Raw genomic sequence first — 19,147 nt, forward strand, 5'->3', positions numbered from 1 at the left:
AACTATGTACGGAAAAATAAAAGAGCACCTTAGCAATGAATTGGATAACATAAGAGAATCAGGGCTTTTTAAAAAAGAACGTATTATCACTTCACCGCAAGATGCGGTCATTAAAATATCCACAGGGCAAGAAGTTATCAACTTTTGTGCAAATAATTATTTGGGGCTTTCTTCCCATCCAGAAGTTGTACAAGCAGCAAAAGATGCTTTGGATTCCCATGGTTTTGGAATGTCATCTGTCAGGTTCATTTGTGGCACACAAGACATCCATAAAGAATTGGAACAAAGAATCGCAGATTTTTACGGAACGGAGGATACCATATTGTATGCCGCCGCCTTTGATGCCAATGGAGGGGTTTTTGAACCACTTTTAACCGCTGAAGATGCCATAATATCAGACTCATTAAATCATGCATCCATTATTGACGGTGTTCGCTTGTGCAAAGCGAAGCGATATAGGTATGCCAACAATGATATGGAAGATTTGGAAAATCAACTGAAGCAAAGCCAAAAAGATAATGCCAGATTTAAAATTATCGTCACAGATGGTGTTTTTTCCATGGATGGTCTTTTGGCACCTTTGGATCATATCTGTGATTTGGCGGACAAGTATGATGCAATGGTAATGATAGACGAATGTCACTCTGCCGGTTTTATAGGAAAAACAGGAAGGGGCACTTTAGAGGAAAAAGGGGTTATGAATCGTATCGACATTATTACGGGCACGTTGGGGAAAGCACTTGGCGGCGCCATGGGGGGTTACACCACGGGTAAAAAAGAAATAATTGAAATGCTGCGCCAAAGATCTCGACCTTATTTGTTCTCCAATTCATTGGCACCAGCAATTGTTGGAGCATCCAATAAAGTATTTGAGATGCTGGATAAGGATACTTCGCTCAGGGACAAACTTCAAAACAACACCGAATATTTTAAAAAAGGGATGAAAGAAGCTGGTTTCGATATTATTGATGGAGATTCTGCAATAGTTCCCGTAATGCTTTATGATGCAAAGCTTTCACAGAAGATGGCAGATATGCTTCTGGATGAAGGTATTTATGTTATCGGGTTCTTCTATCCGGTAGTTCCAAAAGACAAAGCAAGGATACGCGTTCAGTTGTCCGCAGCCCATGAAAAGCACCATTTAGACCTTGCAATAAAAGCATTTATTAAGGTTGGAAAGACATTGAAAATCGTTTAAGTGCGATAATCCTTCTATGAAATGCGTTAAAAAAAAAGAAAATTTGATTTTGTTAATAGTTCTTAACAACTTACATTTGCAGCTGATAAACACTTAAACTTAAAATTTTGAGCATGAAACATCTTAGCAAATTATTAGTTGTTGCCCTAGTATTTATAGGAGCCAACAACATACAAGCGCAAGACGAGAATAATCCATGGCAGATTAGTTTTGGAGTTAACGCGATTGACGTTTACCCAACTAATGACGAGAACAATCCTTTTTCAAGCACAACATTGTTTGATGAGTATTTCAACGCATCTGATCACTGGAACATCTTGCCTTCTGTTTCTTTTGTATCTGTTTCCAAGTACGTTGGGAATGGTTTTTCAGTTGGTGCAAGAGGTTCTTTGAACAGAATCGAGAAATTGGGAGATCAGCCAGTTGACGATCTTTCTCACTATGCTATAGATGGTACCATTAAATACAATTTCCTTAAGAATACCACAATTGACCCATTCGTTGAAATCGGTGGTGGTTATACTTGGGTTGATGAAATTGGTGCTGGAACTGCAAATGGTGGTATTGGTGTTAATTTTTGGTTTTCAGAAAATATTGGTCTGACCTTACAAACACAATATAAGCATGCTTTTGAAGATTACTTAGTTAAGCATTTCCAACACATGGCAGGTCTTAGCATCAAATTTGGTGGAACTGATACTGACGGTGATGGAATATATGATAAAGACGATGCTTGTCCAGAAGTTGCTGGTCTAGAAGCATTCAACGGTTGTCCAGATTCTGATGGCGATGGCATTGAAGATAGTAAAGATAGCTGTCCTAACGAAGCTGGTTCTAAAGAAATGAACGGTTGTCCAGATGCTGACGGTGACGGTGTTGCCGATAAGGATGATGCTTGTCCTAATGAAGCTGGTCTAGAAGCTTTAGCTGGTTGTCCAGATGCTGACGGTGACGGTGTTGCCGATAAGGATGATGATTGTCCTAACGAAGCTGGTCCTGCTGAAAACAAAGGATGTCCATGGCCTGATAAAGATGGAGATAGCGTATTGGATAAAGACGATCAATGTCCAGATGTACCTGGTACTGTTGCTAACAATGGTTGTCCAGAAGTAACTGCCGAAGTTCAGAAACAATTGAACGACTACGCAAGAACTATCTTGTTCGATACTGGTAAATCTACCATAAAAGCTGAGTCTACGTCTGTAATGGTGGATATCATCCAAATCTTGAACGAGTATCCAACTGCTAAGTTTACAGTTGAAGGACACACTGATAGTGTTGGTAGTGATAAATTGAACCAAAACCTTTCTGAGTCAAGAGCTCTTTCTGTAAAAGAATTCTTGGTAGAAAAAGGAATTGAGGAATTCAGATTGTCCGCTATAGGTTATGGAGAAGAGAAACCTATTGCTACTAATAATACTAGAGCTGGTAGAGCTCAAAACAGAAGAGTTGAAATCAACTTGGTAAAATAATTATTAGAAAATAATATTTTCTATATAGAAAAAGGCTCTGCAAATGCAGAGCCTTTTTTATTTTAGCATATGCAGCAAAAATTTCTTGAATATGTATTGGAGGATCTACAAAGGAAAAAAGTAGCATTGGATACATGCACTTTCGTGCTGCCAAGTAAACGTTCTGGAATTTTTTTAAAACAATATATTTCTTCTATTCTATCTAAAAATATCTTCAGTCCTAAGATTTTATCCATTGAAGATTTTGTTCTACAGATAGCCGAATTAAAGCAAATTTCCAATATTGAATTGTTATTGGAGTTTTATAAAGTTTATAAATCGTCAAAAATAAAAGCTCACGATGATTTTTATACATTTCTGAAATGGGGCCAAACATTATTACAAGATTTTAATGAAATAGACAGGTTTCTTATACCACCCAAGGATATACTAAATTATTTATCTGCAATAAAAGAGTTGAACCATTGGTCTTTGAAAAAAGAGAAGACCGAATTGATACAAAATTATCTGAACCAATGGAACAATCTTGAATCACTATACGACTCACTGACAAAATCGCTATTGGCTCAAAAAAAAGGGTATCAAGGTCTTATTTACAGGGAAGCGGCTAAAAATGTGATTAATAATTATGATAAAAACGAACATCATACTATTGTTTTTGTTGGCTTCAATGCACTAAATACTGCTGAATCCAATATTATCCAATATTTTCTTTTAGAGAATAATAGCTATATCTATTGGGATATCGATTCGTACTTTCTTGATGATAAAATTCATGATGCAAGTCTTTTCATCAGAAACTACAAAAGAGATTGGCCTTACTACAAATCAAATTCCCTTAAAGGAATTCATAATACATATATATCCAATAAGAATATTTCAATAACAGGCGTTCCAAAGAATGTTTCCCAAGCTAAATATGTAGGGGAGTTATTACGGAAAATCCATTCTAAATCAACCATAGGTCTAAAAGACACTGCACTTGTCCTTTCGGACGAAACTCTTTTAAATCCTATATTAAATGCAATTCCTTCAGAAATAAAGGAAACCAATATTACTATGGGAATTCCACTTGCACAAACAATTTTGTATTCGTTTTTCTTGACTTTTCTAGAACTGAACGAAGCCAGAACAGAAAAAGGGTGGTTTTACAAAGATGTACTCAAGTTTCTTTCCAACCCACATACATTAATCTTATTAACTTCAGAACAAAAGAATTTTGCCGAAATCATATCAAGGGACATCAAACGGAACAACCTACTCTATTTTCGCCCCCAGAGCGGTGTTGCAAATTTAGAACTGAACAGGATTCTCAATTATATATTCCCTCTAAAAAAAGTTTCTCCCCAGTTTTGGATAAGTAACTGTTTATCTTTAATAGAAGCTCTAAAAGAAATATATCAGAAAGAAAACAAAACTTTGGAGCTTGAACATCTATATAGATTTTACAAACTATTTAACCAACTGGACAAACATGTAAAAGATACCGGGTTTATAAAAGACCTTAAATCCATAAAGAGCTTTTTTAAGCAATTAGCCGCTATAGAGACTTTGGATTTTATTGGTGAACCACTTTCCGGACTACAGATTATGGGGATGTTGGAAAGTAGAAATCTGGATTTTGAAACAATTATAATCACATCTGTCAATGAAGGTATTCTTCCATCTGGCAAATCAAACAATTCATTCATTCCTTTTGATGTAAAACGAGAATATGGCCTCCCTACTTACAAAGAAAAAGATGCCATATACACGTATCATTTTTATAGATTGATTCAACGTGCCAAAAATGTTTATATCACTTATAATACAGAGCCAGATGTTCTTGAGGGCGGTGAACGAAGTAGATTGATAAATCAACTGCTGACGGATGAAAACATCAACCAATATACCTCACATAACATTGCTTCTCCAACGGTTTATATTTCCCAACCAACTACACCTGAAATTAAAAAAAGCCCTTCACTTTTTAAAGCAATCAAAACTTTTGCGGAAAATGGCTTTTCTCCAACAGCACTAACCAATTACATTAGAAACCCCCTTGAATTTTATAAAAAGAACATTTTAAAAATAAACGATATTGACCAGGTAGAAGAGACGATTGCAGCCAATACTTTTGGTACAATAGTTCATGACAGTCTTGAGGAACTATATAAGCCGTTTATTGGAAAAATCCTTGTTACGGAAGCAATGGTTTCTATGAAATTGGGGATTTCAGCAACAGTCAAAAAAAAATTTGAACAAAACTTGTCAGGAGCAGATGTTTCCAAGGGGAAGTTCCTTTTGGTCTATAGGGTCATAGTGAAATATATAGAGCGCTTTGTTGATATGGAAATAGAGCAAATACAAGAGCAAGATGTAAAGATTTTGGGGCTAGAAGAAAAATATTCAGTCATGCTTAATTTTCCCGAACTGGAATTTCCTATTAAGCTCAAAGGAACGTTGGATAGGATAGACGAAGTTAATGGGACCTTGCGAATAATAGATTATAAGACAGGAAAGGTTGAACCAAAAAATGTAAAAGTAGTTGATTGGGAGGAATTGATTACTGATTATGACAAGAGCAAAGCATTTCAACTGCTTTGCTATGCGTATTTATATTCTAAAGAAAATAATGCACAAGTTTTACAAGCTGGCATCTATTCCTTCAAAAATTTAGGGCAAGGGTTTCAACCTTTCATCAATAATGATATTACCATAACACCCGATATTTTGGATACTTTTGAAAAACACCTCAAAAAATTGATATTGGAAATCTGTGACTTAAAAATCCCTTTTGTGGAGAAAAAAGTTTGATGTCTTTTCACTTTAAGTCGGGTCGGGTCGGTCTTACTTCTATTTTACTTGGCAAGGTACGTGGGTGCATCAACAGTAAGTCGACCACCAATTTACCAATATCCGCTGCCTGTATTTTCCAAGAATCTTTTTCCGAGGGATCATTGCCATTAAAGTGAGTCGCTACAGAACCTGGCATAATGGTAGTTACCTTAATATTATGCTTTCTTAAATCCAACATTGCGGCTTGGGTAAAGCCCACCACTCCAAATTTAGTTGCGTTATAGCCTGCACCCTGTGCAAAAAAGTTGGTCCCCGCCAAACTAGCAACAGTTATATAGTAACCTTCGGACTTTTTTAAAGCTTCAACAGATGCTCTGAGTGTATGAAAAACACCGTTGAGGTTAGTATTGACCATCTGATGCCAATCGCTTTCGTTCATTTCATCTATCGGAGCAAAATGTCCTACTCCCGCATTGGCCAATACCAAATCTACCTGTCCCCATTTTTCAAGAACCTTTTCAATAGCATTGACCTCGTCAGTGAGCTTTGATACATCTGAAACGATTACTAAAACATTTTCTTTATGATTTAAGTCTTTCACTGCATTTTGTAAACGCTCTTCACTTCTCCCACTTATGGCTACCTTCATGCCTTGATTTAGTAAAGATTGTGCTACACCATATCCTATTCCCTTGCTTCCCCCTGTTATATATGCTACTTTACCTTTCAAATCCATAGTATTCTTTATTTTAAGTAACAAAAATCGGAAAATTCAGTAATAATAAAGCGAAAGCCAATCAAAATTTGATTGGCTTTCCAGAACACATTTCATTAACCAACATACTTAAAAAATCTAAACTTTATTCTCGAAAATAACACTACATTATTAAAACTATCTGTAGATTCATTATCCTGAAGTTCACGAGTGTAACTTTTAAAGGTGCTATAAATCGCATCATATAGTTTTTATCCCTACAAAAAATAGGGGCCCGATCAAAAGCTTGGCGAGAAAAATGGTCGTAATAACTGTCTTTATATTTAGAATTCATGATGGATGGAAGGCTCGCTAATCTAATTTTATTTGACAATAATGAAAATGGAAGATATAATAATTACTACGACTAAGAGTCTGCCTACAAAAAAGGTTGCGCCATAATAGACTTTTTAGGAGGGTACAAAGAAGCAGAATCCTATAATACTTATTTTGAACTTACCGAAGCAACGGTCATATAAAACCTTTCTTTTTTTTTAGAAGTCGCTCCCAATTGATTATAAAATTTTATGGCCCCATAATTAAAATCCGGGGTTTGCCATTGTATTTCTTTACACTTCATTTTTTCTGCTTCTAGCTTAATTCTGGCAATGAGTTTTTTGCCAATCCCTAAACCCCTCGCAAAATCCTTTAGAAAAAGACAGTCCATATAAATGTAATCACAGGCTTCCCAAGTTGAGTATTGCTTCATATACGTTGCATAACCAATCAATTGCTTCTTGCTCTCAACAACCAGACAGTAAAGCCTCTGTTTATTTCCGAATAAATCGTTCCCTAATTTAAAATCTTTTGAGTTTCTTGAAAAACCGGTTTGCTCATAGATGGCATGGGCTTCGCATAAGTCGATTATTGTTTCAATGTCAGCGGGCCGTGCAAAACGTATTTTCGGGACTATCTTCATTTCTTGGTCTGATTTTGTTTTTTGGAATAGATATTTTTCTATCTTTTAAAGCATCTTTTTGAATGCCGTTTTTACCTATCCTTTCACCCTTTTGAACTTCAGAATAATTCACAACTACAAAACAGATTGCCAATACAAATAAAAAAGCGAAAACACTACGGATTTTATTTTCTGTAAACATTTGTTCAAGTTTAATTTTTATGATAGTTATGGCATTCTATTTATAAGTGATCCAAAAGATAATTGTCAAAATTTGGATTTTTGTCAAGAACATTTTCAATCCAAGCTTTACGTTCATGAGCAAAAACCTCTAATTCCCAAACACAGAGCAAAGCATTTGTTTTATAAGGCGAAGAAGTAATTTGCAAAGGGTTCTCTTGAGTTGAAAAGTATACTTTTGACTGTATCATTTCACCGCCTGTCCACCAACTCAATAAAATCCAAGTGCCTTCTCTGGCCTCATGGACTATTAAAAAAGCCACTTTGTAATTTTGGAGTTTCAAAGAATCAACTTCCAATAACCAGTTTGGGAGTTCAGACAAGGTTTTTTTTAAATTTTTTTTTGATTGAAAACTTTGGTTATTTGTTATTGTGTAAAGTTTTACTTTCCAATTACTGAATTGGCGTACTCCCAAAAAGTCGATCAATCTTGGTTTGTATATTTCAAAATTGTGCGTCATCTTTCTTCGGGTTTTATTTTACCATATTTTTTAATCAGTTTATTGGCTTCCGTTATATTTTTGGGCATGAAGACACGTTTTAATGAAGCAGGGTGCTTTTGAAGCATTTTTTTTGGTCGTATAGGTCTTTTTTCAAAATTTCCTCCACAGCTTGGGCATACATTCTTAAATAACTTAATAGCACACTCCTTGCAATAAGTACATTCAAAAGAGCAAATCATCGCTTCAGGTGATTCATTTGGAAGGTTCTTGTTACAGTGTTCGCAGTTTGTTCTTAATTCCAACATTTACAAATATTTTTCTTTTATAATATCCATATGCCAAATCTCATGGCCTAAAATGATAAAGGCGGCAGCCCTTGCCGATATTGCATTGCCGTCAGCATTTCCAATATATGATAAATTGTTATCCGTTAAGCTGCCCAATAGGCTTATTGAACCTTGGCGATTTATTCTAAACTCTGCAATAAGTGCGCTTATTGGTTTATTACTGGCACCTGAAGGGGCAACATAAATATTTTGGTCAAAACCTGCAAGGTGCAACTTGTCTCTCCGAGCTATTCGGAAACATCTGTATATAAAGATACGTTCGGTATCTATTAGGTGCTGAAGAATTTCCTTGACCGTCCATTTATGTTTTTCATATCTAAAATCCAGTTTTTCTTCTGGAATGCTATTAAAAAAATCAATCAAAACTTCAGATTGGGTTTTAAAACCTTTCCGTAGTTCTACTGTGCTTTTTAATTTATTAATGTATCTGCTATAATATGAATCAAACTCATTATCATTCAATTGATTTGTGGTCATTTCATGTATTTTTTATACCATAAAAGTAGAATTAAAGTTGTTCTTATCACATTTCTTAATAACGAATAAACAATGAATTGTATTATATTTAAATGTTTTTTTGAATTAAAACATTATTTATGAAAGTTGATGAGATAAATTGGAAAATATTAAAAATCTTACAAACGAATGCGAGAAGTGCCCTAAAAGATATTGCTACCGAAGTGGGACTTTCCTCCCCTACGGTAGCAGAACGAATTCAAAAGATGGAAGAAGCAGGTATTATTAAAAGCTATAGTTCAAAAATAAACATGGAGCGATTGGGCTATTTGCTTAGTGTTTATATTTCGATAAAAATCCGTTTTGGTCAGGTGCAACATTTTGAAGAATACATCTCATCCGTACCCGAAATCTGTGAATGCCACAAATTGACAGGGCATGATTGTATGCTAATGAAGGGATATGTTAGAGACCCAAAACATTTGGAAAACTTAAACGCAAGACTTGCAGTTTACGGAGAGTTGACCACTTCGCTAATTCTAAATACGATTATGGATAATAAAATTTACAGTGGGCATTTTTAAATTTTCCTTTTAATCTGTTGGTAGGCTTGGCATTTCATCCTCTCCCATTATTTCAAATAAGTGAAAGTGTCCACCATTTCATACTTTGGGCTTCTACTTATAAAATCACGATAAAAAGCAGTATGGCTAGCGCCCATTAAAATAAAGACCCTATCATCTTTTGTGAGCGGTATTCTATTTAAATTTGAATACATTCTAAGATTTCTCTGATAGTATTTTGCTGCTTCATCAGCCCCCTCAAAACCATCTTTTATTCACCGTTGAAATATTTAGGAACAATGACAATACATAAGTTCATCTTAAGTATGAAAAACTTCTAATTTCTCATAGCCCCTTTTTTTATTTACTGGATAATACTGGAATCAAGACTATGTTTTTTGATTGGCGACCAAGAATATTCTCCAAAAGACCTGGCCGTTCAAGTGTTTAAAAAAAATTTCTGCCCTGTCTCTTTTTAGGGTTACGAAATGAACAAAAACCTTTTATTTTCTTCTAATATTTTTAATAGATATAAAAATGGGCGAATAGGTGATTTAATGGAAGAAAGCGGATTATCTACGATTTAAGATTGAACTCATTTAAAGAATTTGAAAATTAGTGTTTTTAAAAAACGGATTTTGGTGTTTGGCTTTTAAGAATCAATAAGCTTTAAGAAACACAACGTTTTACGCCAACATAAAATCAAAATACGATTGCTTACTATGGTCTTGTTTGTCATAATTATAAACTGATAAAACAAAAAACTGGGAATTCAGTTTTATACAGTTTGAGATGATATGCCTAACCATCAATTAAGTTTCCAAACGGTATTGTTAGTTTGTGAAAAGTTATTTCTAATTGTTCCTCCAATTGAAAACAGTTCTCCATTTAGATTGACAAGTGAACAATCGATAGCTCTGATCGGCACCGAACCAATGGTTGTTGTCAACTCCCAGTTTTCTCCCGTTGAAGATTCATAAAAAGTGGAGCTATTGCTAGGGCCACCCACAGGAATGCTCATTAGTACGATCGCATCATCAATTACTACGGTTCTCACAGAGTTTGCGCCTCGCTCACGTATATTGGAAACAACAGCATCCGACCAATTGGCACCATCTGTAGTTGTTCTCGTACTAATACTATTAATATCCGTATCAGGATTGGGTTCCATGCCAAAGATCCTACCATTCAAGGTTTCCACTTGAAACCCGTACTTGGTCTCAAATCCGTGGTTTTCTGATACTAAATCCCAATTAAGACCATCGATACTACTGTATACGTTGCGCTCAACAGAAAGGTCATCGATTTCTCCCGAGTAGCCCGCTATCCTAAATATCTCATTCTCCAAAACGATAAACTTGGAGTTTTGATACTGAATAAACGGAGTCGTTTCTGTTTCTTCAACCCAATTTATGCCATCCACGGAGCTAAAGATTTTTCGGGATTGAAACCCATCGAAAATTCCTCCATAAATCCAAAGCTTTCCGTTGAAAGCTATCAGTTCGTGCCCAAAAATATTGCCGAAGGGCAAGTTTCCTTCTAAAACCCAGTTTTCCCCATCGGCACTGGACCAGATATCGTCTAAAGAATTGTCGAATTCATCTATTCCTCCAATTACCCAAATCTTATCATCAAATACTACGACCCCAGTAGCTTTTCTGGAACCGTATGCCGCAGTCTCCGTAATAAGCGTTGGGGATATTCGCTCTGTAATAAAGGTTTGGGTTTCGCTCTCCGCTACCAGTTCTCCATTATCATAGGCCTCTACTTTCCAATAATACGTAGTTCCCAATTCAAGAGAATTCATATCATCAATTCTAAATTCGACCATAGAAAGCCCTGATACTATTTCATTTAAAGTATTTTCGGAAGTACCCAGGAATAAGGAGTATGTTGTAGATGCTCCACCTGAATATGTTTCCCAGTTTAATTCAGGAGTTTTTGACACGGGGCGTTCGTTGTCAGATGGACTGACTGTCACCAAGACATCCACGGTATCCATGATTTCTTCACCGCCGCTACCATCGTCATCGCTGCTACAGGAAATAAAAAAAAAAATAAAAAATAGTGTTGTTGGTTTTATAAAAGATTTCATTGCTATTGGTCTTAATGGTTTATACTCAATTTTGCAAATTACATGGTTAACTTTAGTATGTTAGGCCAAAGTAATCCATTACCTGATAGTAGGTCATTTTGTTAAAATCTATTGTTTGTCCTTCTTTTGCGCTGGTAGTATTGGCAGGGATGTATATATCTAAAATCGGTAAATAAACCAAAAAAATCAGGGGTACTATCAACAGTACGGGCTATAAGTCTAATTTCTCCCAAGGTTTCAGGAAGTACAAAATAATAGGTTTGATTGTCGAAAACGACAGGAATTGGAACTACGAATACTCCATCGCGTCCATAGACCAGCACAGTTCCGGAATTTAAAATTTCGCTAGTGAATGCTTCATCATCAATCCCGAAGCTGGTCATGCTAATGAAACGATCCGAAAATTCCTCAGGAATCCAGTCAGAGGCAATAACATTGGCATTCCCATCTTCCCCTTGTTCTCCTTGATCACCTTGATCACCTTGAGGTCCGGCTGGACCTTGCTCACCTTGGGGTCCTTGTGGTCCAGTTGCGCCGTCCGTACCATCCTCGGCAGAACAGCCAATGAATAAAACTCCCAATAAAAACATTATTATAATTTTGATAGTTATTTGGGTTGTTTTCATAATGTAAGTTTTTGGGGTTTAATTTTTATTGGATTACTCTTTAGAAAAATCGGTGCTCTTTATAACTTTCTTTTTATGTATAATTTTCAGCTGGTATTTTCCTTTTTCCAATTTGTTGATATTTAAATAAATCTCAAAGTGGGGAACTCCTTCCAGTATGCCTTCGTACCTCTTTTTCTTCATGATTGATTTGAGGTGTTTCGTATTGTTCTATCGGTAAGGATTGGTGATTGGATTTTATACCGATCATCAAACTCATAACAAACATAATGGAAGGTGGGATAGTGGACTATGAATTATGTATCAAAACCTATGAGATATGTAACATAAGTTCAGAGCCCTGATTGTGAATTGATTACGAAGTTTTCTTCTTACTGAATTCGGTGGGAGATGTCCCGTAGGATTCCCTGAAGCATTTGGTAAAATAGGAGTGATCATTAAAGCCGACCTGATACCCGATTTCGGAGATGTTGACATCATTTTTTTTGAGAAGTGATGCAGCTAATTTTAACCGTTGGCTACGAATAAATTCCGTAGTGGTCTGTCCTGTGAGCGCTTTTAATTTTCTATGCAATTGCATTCTGCTCATTCCCAAAGCTTTTGCAAAAGCTTCTGTATTAAAATTTGATGCTACCAATTGGGTGTCCATTACATTTTGAAGCGACTCCAAGAATCGTTCGTCATAAGAATCGATGGATATGTCCTTCGGGGTTAAAATCACCTCTTGGCTAAATCGTTTTTGTAGTTTTTTACGGCTTTCCAAAAGGTTTTCCACAGTCTGCTTTAAAATCTTATTGTTGAATGGCTTGGTGAGATAGGCATCGGCACCTGTTTCCAATCCTTCCAATTTATTTTCATCCCCCGCCTTTGCAGTGAGCATGATAATGGGTATGTGCGATGTAGCGTCATCGGTCTTACAGTTTTCGGTTAATTTCAGTCCGTCTTCCTTGGGCATCATCAAATCGGTAATAATAAGATCAGGTATAAACTTCAGCGCTTTTTGGAAACCGATGCTCCCATTTTTAGCAGTAACAACGGTGTGCGTTTTATCAAATATTGAGGAAACGTAAGTGCGTAAATCCTTATTGTCATCCACAATTAGTATAATATCATTGTCTTCATTACTCTCTATGGTAGGTGAGTTGACATGGCTAGTATTTGCAATGACTTTGTCTTGATGTGCCTCATTTGAAGGAGCCGGTTTTGTATGTATTGTTTTTTCTTCGTTTGAAAAAGCAGTTTCCTGTACTGGCAGCTGTATGTAAAAAGTAACGCTATCAGTATCACTTTCAGCTTTAATTGAGCCTTTGTGCAACCCGATCAGTTCTTTCGTCAACGCTAGACCTATGCCCGTGCCTGTTTCGTCTTCATGACTTCTGTGAAAACGGTTGAATACTTCTTTGAGCTCTTCATGTTTGATAGATACGCCGGTATTTTTCACTATTAAAAAAAGGATGCCCTGTACTATCTTGGCACTAAAATAGACTTCGGTTTTTTGGGGACTGTACTTTAGTGCATTACCCAAAAGATTACCTATAACTTTTTGAAGAACATCGGTATCGTACCAATAGTATTTGTCATCTATGGAAATCTCAATATTCAGTTTTTGTGATTTTTTGCTGGCACTGAATAAAAAAGATTCTGCCTGTAACTTCAAAAAAATTGACAACAATCCTTTGGAAACATTCAATTTGTAAAATCCCGATTCCAGTTTTGAAAGGTCCAGCAACTGGTCGACCAGAGTGGCCAATCTATCCGTGTTCTTCTTGGCAATGGCCAGATTTTGTCTATGCTCTTTACTTAGGCCTGTATTTTCAAGTTGTTGTTCCACCGGCCCTAATATCAATGACAACGGTGTACGCAACTCATGGGATATATTGGCGAAGAAGTTTGATTTGGCCTTATCCAGCTCTTTTAAACGCCTATTGGTGTTTTGACGGCTTCTATACATTGAAAAAAGAAAAATACCGACCAAGGATGTAAGGATGAGTCCTCCCATCAATATATTGCGTTGGTTTCTTTTTTGTTGTTCAGCAAGTTCGTTCTGCGATTTTAATAAGGCGATTTCTTGTTCTTGCTGTTCAGTTCGATACTTGGTTTCAAGTTCTCTCGTAATTTTCTCCCTGTTGTTTTTTAGAATACTGTCTTGAATTGAAATAAATTTATTTTGATAGGAATATGCTTCTTTATAATTGGCCATTCCTGCATAAGATTTGGCAAGTCCGTTTATGGAGCCCAAGCTCCATTCATCCATATATCTCGAATCGTCACCGCCAAGCATTTTTAAAGCTGTTTCAAATGAAGACCGGCTATTTTGATACTTTTTTTCTTTCAAATATATCATGCCTTGAACAAAGTAAAATCTTGATTTTAATTCATTGTACGGTTGAATCTCCCACATCGCATGTTCAAGTTCTTCCATCAAGGATTTAGCCTTTTCAATCTGATTTTGGTTGATGTAGACACCCAAAAGTCTTAGTAGTGCATCAGCCTTATTAACGAAATCATTTGATTTCCTATATAGGGTTACTGCCTTTTGAAGATTTTCTGTTTGGTTCAATGTGTCCCCGATTTTTTCAAAATAGTTGGCCCTAATGATGTAGGAGTAGTTAATGCCTTCCTGGTCACCGAGCAATTCAAAGAGTTTTCTGCTTTTGTTGGAGTATGTAAGAGATTTTGAATTATTAAGATTGACATAAATCAACGCTATGTTCTGATAAACCAACCCTAAGTTACGGTCGGGATTGTTATATTGACCATATAATGAATCGATTTCCAGATATCGCTGTATGGCAAGGTCATATTTATTTTGTCGGAAAAACTGATTCGCTAGAACAAGGGTCGATGATGCCTTCAATTTCCAATCTTTGGCCAATTCTGCATTCTTTATCGCCTTTAAGATGTACCTCTCGGCTTTCTTAAAATCATGACTGCTGACACTCAGAATCGATAATTTCCTGTACAAATCTGAAAGAAGGCGATAATCTTTAGTGTCCATGGCAATATTGGCAGCTTTTTCAACATAGTACATTGAGCTATCCAAAAGGCCGCTATAATAATAATATCTTGATACTGAATTATATATGTTGCTTAATTTCTTTGGGTCAATTGTTTTGGTGGCTTCTGAAAGCAACCGTTTTTTATAAGTTTCTGCAGAATCAAGATTTTGAAACAAGTAATATGAATAAAGATTGTCCAGTAGCTTCAGCTTTATATCGGAACCCTGAGGGTTTGCCAATTCTTTCTTGATTGAGTCTATTTCTTTTAGACTTTGTCCCACAAGAATAGCGTGAAAAAGTATGGTTATACCAGTGAGGAATTCTTTCATTTCAAATCATCGTTTCAGCAACCTTCAAGGTCAAGTTAAATAAAAAAGCCGAGGATTAAACCCTCGGTTTATTTGATTTAGTACATAGCCTACTAAATATTCTAACCTTGATCTTAATAAACATTCGTTATAAAGACTACGTAGCATTTGCAAACAGCGGCAAGAAATCTTTAAATAGTCTTTTTACTGTGATACGACCATTTGACTTCCTTTTTTAGGGTTACTAAATGAACAAAAGCGCTTTTGTCTTCTTTCAATATCGATATTGAATAAATGCATGAAAATAGGCGAATAAAGAAATAGACCGTAACAAATAGTTATTCACAAATAACTGATATACAACAAATTAAACCAAATAGTGCCAAGCTAGATATTGCTAAAAGAACAGTAATTTTATTTGGTTACGGAAAAGGTACTTTTGCGGGACTATGATTCTTCCGAAAATATTACCAATGTGACTCTAGACATCATGTATATTATGCCTAGTGTTCAATATTAGTCTATGAATTAGAGTGAATTAATGAATGGTTTTTTTGGAATTAACGGAGTTAACTGTGAGCTAGCCGACAGTTCTGAAAAACGTTATAATATAGATTATTACAATCTAGTTTTTTTCTAGCTTACCCTGGTTGGTATAAGAAAGAAAATCAAACAAATTTTACCATATCAAAGCCCAATCCTCTTCATAAAATCCTCTTTGTAGCTGTCTCCAATTGGAATACGTATATCTTCGATGATGATACGGCTCCGTTGGATGGAATCGACATTATGGACGTTTACAATAAACGACCGGTGGACTCGCAGAAAATTCCCCGAAGGTAATTTAGCTTCCATATCCTTAAAGTTCATAAGTGTCAAAATGGGCTTACTGTCGAAAGTATGTATCTTAAGATAATCCTTAAGACCCTGAATATATCGTATGTCGTTCAGTTTAATTTTTAGGTTTTCATAATCGGACTTTACAAATATGAATTCATCTTCCAAAATGGGGGAACTGCCTGCCGAGGCAACGTTTGCGGGAGTATCGTTCATTGTTCTTCGCATCTCGTAAAGTTCCTTTGCCCTATTTATGGATTTAACGAACCGGGGAAAAGGTATCGGTTTTACCATATAATCAATGGCGTTGAGCTCAAATCCCTCAATCGCATATTGGGGATAGGCCGTTGTAAATATGAAAATTGGTTTTGTTTCCAACGATTTCACGAATTCGATACCGTTTATCTGTGGCATTTCAATGTCAAGAAAAACAAGGTCAATCTTTTTTTCTTGAAGTATATCCATGCTTTCCAAGGGATTGGTAAAGGTCCCCAGCACTTCCAGACCGCCCAATTCTTCACAGTATGATTTGATTATGCCGAGCGCCAACGGCTCGTCATCTATTATGATGCACTTCATCTCGATAAGTTTATTTCTAATTGCATGTTGTAAAAACTGTCTTCGCTTTCAATTTTTAGATGATGGTTCTCTGGATACAATAACTCAAGCCTACTCTTTATATTCTCTAAGCCTATCCCTGAATTCTTATCATCTTTTTTATAGGCCCCGATTTTATTTTTTACCATAAAGAATAGATTATCACCTATAATCCGTAGGCGAATATCCACGTGGGTCGTACCCTTAAAATCCGTCCCATATTTAAAAGCATTTTCGACAAATGGAATCAATAACAATGGAGGAAGTTTCTTATCGCTATAATCACCTGATATCTTGAGTTTGACATTCTCGCTATCGGAAAGCCTTAACAATTGTAGGGCTACAAAATTTTTAATATAATCTATTTCCTTGCATAGGGGAACTTCTTCCTGTTTGGCTTCATATATCATGTATCTCATCAATTCCGATAGGGTAATAACGGCTTCAGGTGCCTCATGTGCTTTATTGCGGACAAGAGAGTAGATACTGTTCAGTGAATTGAACAAAAAATGAGGATTAAGCTGAGCACGCAAGAACTGGAGCTCCGTTTCCTTTCTTTGAACCTCTTTTTCCTTGTTCTTTTTTTCCCTTCTATAAAAGTCCTTGGTTACCCCTAAGATGCCTCCCAAGAGAAAGAAAGAAAATGAAATAATCGCAGTTATGACATAAGGTAGGTTTTTAAGAGGACGTATGTCCGATGTTTGAACGAGTTCGGTAAATCTCTCAAAAGGCGCTACGGGACTTGCAAAGGTCATAAGCAAGTTAAACGAAACCAATACCGTTATGGAAATCAAAATATATAGCCAGATTTTATTGTTCAAAAGAAATCTGGGCACCAGAACCAAATAGTTGATATAAACCAAAACTGGGGTCACGAGTAGTCTATAAAAAAAATCAAAACGTACTTCACCGTATTCCATAAACGAAACGCTGACCGGAAATGAAACCAAACAGACCCATACGATGATATGTATCCAAACTTCTTTGATGCGCAATGTTTTTTTCAAAATGTATTTCTTCTTAACAGAGAAAAGAAGATACATAATCTTTAATTGATCACTCCATTTTCCTTGAGTTCTTCCCGATTGACCTTTGGAAGTTCTCCACTAAGAAGTTTGGTGAGCACCAGTCTTCCCGTAGTCTCGGCCGATTTTCGGGTCCCAAAATCAATATTTCCGGGAATACCGGGTACAAATTCCTGCCGAATCATTAAACCCTTTGTATCATAAATCTCATAATACCAACTGCCCGTATCCTTTTCAACCAGAATCAGACGATACGCGCTCTGACCGTATGATGTGCCATCTTCCTTCAAATCCAAGAAGAGACCCATCATGAGCACAACCAGCGCAATCAGAGAAAAAGCGATAATATATTTATTTCTGTCTTCCATTTAAACTAAAATTGGAGGAAGGCCTTAAATAATACCCCATGAAGACCTTTATCCACCTATTATCGCTAGCCAAAATCAACATCGAGACCAATTCAAAACCATGAAACAATTAACTCCGATCAATCATCCTCATCCTCCTCTTGGTTAGGAAAAAATTCGTCCATGTCGTCCAAGTACAAAGAACCAGTTCTGCCCAGTCCCAAAAACGCTCGCGTACCGTTGTAAAAAGTTATGGCACCTTCCCTACTAGCACCCTCGAACGAGGTTTTTTCTTCCCAAAGATCGGTCGATGGATTGTATTCCCATACTGAATCTGTGGTCCCACCTACGCTACCAGTGGCAAAGTACCCCTTGTCCCCAATACTGAAACCGACGGCATTGTTCCGTACTATAAAGTAATCGTCGTCGTCGTCAAGATCCAATAAAGGTGTCCAGGTTTCGGCGGCTAGATCGAATACCCAAAAATCATCCTGATTTTGACCGTTCGAAACTCCCGTACCTAGGTAAACCTTATCTCCTATAGTGAAAGTAGCCGCATCCCGTCTCTTGTTCCCGCCGAAGCCCACCAGCTCTGTCCAGGTGTTGATGGAAGGATTAAACTTCCAAAAATCCTTTTTATCGTTATCGCCATCGAAGCCGGTTCCTACATATCCGGAAGTTTCCGAACTGAAGGAGACGGCTCCTCTTCTTGCAGAACCCGCGAAAGGGGTTATCGAATCCCAGGTATTCGCCCCGACATTATATCTATAAAAATCGCCCAACTCGTTATCCCCGTCATAACCAAGACCTACATAACCGTTCCCATTTATAGTAAAGGCTACTGCCGAGCTTCTGGCAGGTCCGGAAAAACTGGCCAATTGGCTCCAGAAATTTCCTTCCATATCATAGCTCCAAACGTCCGTTAATCTATCGTCACCATCAAACCCCGTACCCATATATCCCTTATTACCTATCGTAAAGGCAAAAGCACCGCTTCTCGGTGTGCCGTCGAAAATCGAACGGTCGACCCAGTTACCGATATTATCATCGTCATCGTCATCTTTCGAACACGAAAACAGTCCTATTGATAAAGCGGCCAATAGCACGACCGTGCCCTTGAAAAAAGATTTTCCTATTATTTTGTTGTGTTGCATCTGTAATTGA

The 19,147-nt window shown here is 36.7% G+C and carries 17 protein-coding genes and 1 pseudogene; 4 read left to right on the forward strand and 14 right to left on the reverse strand.

Going from position 1 to position 19,147, the window contains the following annotated elements:
• The first annotated feature begins 4 nt into the window (after nt 1–4).
• The 3 genes from kbl to HME9304_RS06650 all read left to right on the forward strand — a co-directional run bounded on the left by kbl (nt 5) and on the right by HME9304_RS06650 (nt 5,466).
• The gene (kbl, locus tag HME9304_RS06640) at nt 5–1,198 is read left to right on the forward strand and encodes a glycine C-acetyltransferase (protein ID WP_112377836.1); all 1,194 of its coding nucleotides are present in this window, start codon (nt 5–7) and stop codon (nt 1,196–1,198) included.
• Between the two features lie 113 nt (nt 1,199–1,311).
• Nucleotides 1,312–2,670, forward strand: coding sequence for an OmpA family protein (locus HME9304_RS06645; RefSeq protein WP_112377837.1), 1,359 nt, complete (start codon nt 1,312–1,314; stop codon nt 2,668–2,670).
• 69 nt (nt 2,671–2,739) lie between these two features.
• On the forward strand, nt 2,740–5,466 hold the full coding sequence (locus tag HME9304_RS06650; RefSeq protein WP_112377838.1) for a PD-(D/E)XK nuclease family protein: 2,727 nt from the start codon (nt 2,740–2,742) through the stop codon (nt 5,464–5,466).
• A gap of 7 nt (nt 5,467–5,473) precedes the next feature.
• Here the strand turns inward: HME9304_RS06650 and HME9304_RS06655 are convergent, their stop codons facing one another.
• From HME9304_RS06655 to HME9304_RS06680, 5 genes are all read right to left on the reverse strand, one after another.
• The gene (locus tag HME9304_RS06655) at nt 5,474–6,184 is read right to left on the reverse strand and encodes an SDR family oxidoreductase (RefSeq protein ID WP_112377839.1); all 711 of its coding nucleotides are present in this window, start codon (nt 6,182–6,184) and stop codon (nt 5,474–5,476) included.
• A gap of 463 nt (nt 6,185–6,647) precedes the next feature.
• Nucleotides 6,648–7,121 carry a GNAT family N-acetyltransferase gene (locus HME9304_RS06660; protein ID WP_112377840.1) on the reverse strand — a complete coding sequence of 158 codons (474 nt, stop codon included), beginning with the start codon at nt 7,119–7,121 and terminating at the stop codon, nt 6,648–6,650.
• 221 nt (nt 7,122–7,342) lie between these two features.
• Entirely contained in the window at nt 7,343–7,801 is a 459-nt protein-coding gene (locus HME9304_RS06670) for a hypothetical protein (protein WP_112377842.1), read from the reverse strand.
• Entirely contained in the window at nt 7,798–8,088 is a 291-nt protein-coding gene (locus HME9304_RS06675; protein ID WP_112377843.1) for a DUF1272 domain-containing protein, read from the reverse strand. Before HME9304_RS06675 ends, HME9304_RS06670 begins: the two co-directional genes overlap by 4 nt.
• Nucleotides 8,089–8,607 (reverse strand): DinB family protein, encoded by a 519-nt coding sequence (locus HME9304_RS06680; RefSeq protein ID WP_112377844.1) that lies wholly within the window; start codon nt 8,605–8,607, stop codon nt 8,089–8,091.
• Between the two features lie 119 nt (nt 8,608–8,726).
• Between HME9304_RS06680 and HME9304_RS06685 the strand changes: the two genes are divergently transcribed.
• Entirely contained in the window at nt 8,727–9,170 is a 444-nt protein-coding gene (locus HME9304_RS06685; RefSeq protein WP_112377845.1) for an Lrp/AsnC family transcriptional regulator, read from the forward strand.
• A gap of 47 nt (nt 9,171–9,217) precedes the next feature.
• Here HME9304_RS06685 and HME9304_RS17160 read toward each other — a convergent pair.
• The 9 genes and pseudogenes from HME9304_RS17160 to HME9304_RS06725 form a co-directional block, all read right to left on the reverse strand.
• Nucleotides 9,218–9,412, reverse strand: a pseudogene (locus tag HME9304_RS17160) (DUF5694 domain-containing protein); the annotation flags it as partial.
• A gap of 545 nt (nt 9,413–9,957) precedes the next feature.
• The gene (locus tag HME9304_RS06695) at nt 9,958–11,244 is read right to left on the reverse strand and encodes a kelch repeat domain-containing protein (RefSeq protein ID WP_112377846.1); all 1,287 of its coding nucleotides are present in this window, start codon (nt 11,242–11,244) and stop codon (nt 9,958–9,960) included.
• 101 nt (nt 11,245–11,345) lie between these two features.
• Nucleotides 11,346–11,870 (reverse strand): collagen-like protein, encoded by a 525-nt coding sequence (locus HME9304_RS16925; protein ID WP_112377847.1) that lies wholly within the window; start codon nt 11,868–11,870, stop codon nt 11,346–11,348.
• A 33-nt stretch (nt 11,871–11,903) separates the two neighbouring features.
• Nucleotides 11,904–12,053: a hypothetical protein gene (locus tag HME9304_RS16930; RefSeq protein ID WP_164674782.1), complete on the reverse strand. Its 150-nt coding sequence runs from the start codon at nt 12,051–12,053 to the stop codon at nt 11,904–11,906.
• Nucleotides 12,054–12,225: 172 nt separating this feature from the next.
• The gene (locus HME9304_RS06705; protein WP_112377848.1) at nt 12,226–15,198 is read right to left on the reverse strand and encodes a response regulator; all 2,973 of its coding nucleotides are present in this window, start codon (nt 15,196–15,198) and stop codon (nt 12,226–12,228) included.
• A gap of 666 nt (nt 15,199–15,864) precedes the next feature.
• On the reverse strand, nt 15,865–16,593 hold the full coding sequence (locus tag HME9304_RS06710; RefSeq protein WP_112377849.1) for a LytR/AlgR family response regulator transcription factor: 729 nt from the start codon (nt 16,591–16,593) through the stop codon (nt 15,865–15,867).
• A complete protein-coding gene (locus tag HME9304_RS06715) occupies nt 16,590–17,618 on the reverse strand; it encodes a sensor histidine kinase (RefSeq protein WP_164674784.1) in 1,029 nt (342 codons plus the stop codon). The genes HME9304_RS06710 and HME9304_RS06715 overlap by 4 nt, the downstream gene beginning before the upstream one ends.
• Nucleotides 17,619–17,659: 41 nt before the next feature.
• Nucleotides 17,660–18,004 carry a DUF4907 domain-containing protein gene (locus tag HME9304_RS06720; protein ID WP_112377851.1) on the reverse strand — a complete coding sequence of 115 codons (345 nt, stop codon included), beginning with the start codon at nt 18,002–18,004 and terminating at the stop codon, nt 17,660–17,662.
• 119 nt (nt 18,005–18,123) lie between these two features.
• Nucleotides 18,124–19,137 carry a Kelch repeat-containing protein gene (locus HME9304_RS06725; protein ID WP_112377852.1) on the reverse strand — a complete coding sequence of 338 codons (1,014 nt, stop codon included), beginning with the start codon at nt 19,135–19,137 and terminating at the stop codon, nt 18,124–18,126.
• Nucleotides 19,138–19,147 lie beyond the last annotated feature (10 nt).

This window comes from Flagellimonas maritima (genome assembly GCF_003269425.1).
Taxonomy (GTDB): Bacteria; Bacteroidota; Bacteroidia; order Flavobacteriales; family Flavobacteriaceae; genus Flagellimonas; species Flagellimonas maritima.